Annotated in this window: 1 protein-coding gene; it reads left to right on the top strand. The window is 65.2% G+C overall.

The features are described 5' to 3' along the window. The first annotated feature begins 239 nt into the window (after nt 1-239). On the top strand, nt 240-2174 hold the full coding sequence (locus AC2W7L_RS18465) for an aconitate hydratase (RefSeq protein WP_486005632.1): 1935 nt from the start codon (nt 240-242) through the stop codon (nt 2172-2174). Nucleotides 2175-2233: the final 59 nt, after the last annotated feature.

Here is a 2233-nt window from a genome sequence, read left to right as displayed (position 1 = left end):
AGCCGATCGCAACAGACCCTCCCTAATTGCTACCCGACGAGCCAGCTACCTCGCGCCAGGTTGCTGGGCCGCCGTCGGGTAGTCCTGAGACTCGGATTCCCGGTCGTGGGAGACGCCTCGCGGCAAACTCCTCGTGGGAGACGACACCCCTTGAGAACCCCCGAGTGGAGGACTAGCGTGGGTTGACCACCGGAAGCCGTGTGGTTTCGGTGGTCCCCGACTGCCGAAGGAGGCGGACAATGGCTGAGAACGTTGCTCAGAAGCTCATCCGATCGCATCTGGAGTCCGGGGAGCTCACTCCCGGAAGCGAACTCGGGATCCGGATCGACCAGACTCTCACCCAGGATGCGACGGGCACCCTGGTCATGCTCGAGCTCGAAGCCCTCGGACTCGACCGGATCCGCACGGATCTGTCCGTGCAGTACGTCGATCACAACCTGCTGCAGACCGATGAGAAGAACCCGGAGGACCACGAATTCCTCCGCTCGGCCGCGGCACGCTTCGGACTGTGGTTCTCCCCCGCCGGCAACGGCGTCTCCCATCCCGTCCACCAGTCCCGGTTCGGCAAGCCCGGGGCGACTCTCATCGGCTCCGACTCGCACACCTGCGCCGCCGGAGCACTGGGAATGCTCGCCATCGGCGTCGGCGGTCTCGAGATCGCCATGGCCATGGCCGGTGAGCCGCTCTTCATCAGCGCCCCGCAGATCATGGGCGTCGAGCTCACAGGCACCTTGCCCGACTGGGTCTCGGCAAAGGACGTCATCCTCGAGATGCTGCGACGCCACGGGGTCAAGGGCGGAGTCGGAAAGATCATCGAATATCACGGCGACGGCCTGAAGAACCTCACGGCCATGGACCGGCACGTGATTGCGAATATGGGCGCCGAACTCGGTGCCACCGCCACGGTCTTCCCCGCCGACGATGCTGTCCGTGACTACCTCGGAGCCGTCGACCGCGGCGAGGATTTCACCCGCCTCGAAGCCGACGAGGGTGCCGAATACGATCTCACCGACAGCATCGACCTCTCGCAGCTCGAGCCGCTCATCGCCGCACCTTCGTCACCGGGCAATGTCACTCCGGTGCGCGAGGTCGCCGGTGACGACGTCTTCCAGGTCGTCGTCGGCTCCTCGGCGAACCCGGGGCTGAGGGATTTCGCCGTTGTCTCAGAGACGCTGGCTGGCCGACAGATCCATCCGCAGATCTCGCTCGACATCAACCCCACATCCCGTGAGGTCCTCGCCGACCTCATCGCCGGCGGATGGCTGACCTCGCTGGTGGGGTCCGGTGCCAGGATCCATCAGTCCGGCTGTATGGGCTGCATCGGCATGGGGCAAGCCCCGGCGGTCGGGCGCAACAGTCTGCGCACCATGCCGCGGAACTTCCCCGGCCGTTCCGGCACCGATGAGGACTCCGTGTGGCTGTGCTCGCCGGAGACCGCGGTTGCTGCCGCACTGACCGGGAAGATCACCGACCCTCGCGACCTCGACATGGACTACCCGCAGGTGCGGCTTCCGGAGAAGTACTCCGCGAACCGCAAGATGCTCGTCCCGCCGCTGGAACCGGAGGAAGCCCGAGGCGTCGAACTCGTCAAGGGGGCGAACATCTCGACCCTGCCGAACTTCGAGCCGCTGCCCGATGACATCGACCTGGAGATCCTGCTCAAGGTCGGCGACAACGTCTCCACCGACGAGATCATGCCCGCCGGCTCCCGTGTTCTGCCGTATCGGTCGAACATTCCCAAGATCTCCGAGTTCGTCTTTATCCAGGTCGATGACACCTATGCCACCCGCGCCGCCGAGCACGATGGCGGGCATGCGATCGTCGGTGGAGAGAACTACGGTCAGGGGTCCTCACGTGAGCATGCGGTCATCGCTCCGCGTTATCTCGGCCTGCGGGTCGTGGTGGCGAAATCGCTGGCACGGATCCATTGGCAGAACCTCGCGAACTTCGGCGTCCTCGCCCTGGAGTTCACCAACGAGGCCGACTACGAGTCATTGTCCGAGGGAGATATGCTTGAGTTCCGCGGTCTGCGCGATGAGCTCGGTGAAGGGGCGACGATCACCGCCGAGGCGGCCGGACGAAAGTTCGAATTCCGCCATGGTCTATCGCCGCGTCAGGTCGAGATGGTTCTCGCCGGCGGTCGCATCGCCCAACGAGCCGCCCACCTCAATTGACTCCACGAAACTACCTGACGGGCGCCAGAACCTCGCGCGAGGTTGCTCGGGCCGTGCCC

It is taken from the genome of Brevibacterium sp. LAARM3_SD1, from assembly GCF_057364765.1.
Note: the sequence above shows the minus strand (reverse complement) of the source record. Positions and strands in the feature narration are given on the sequence as shown.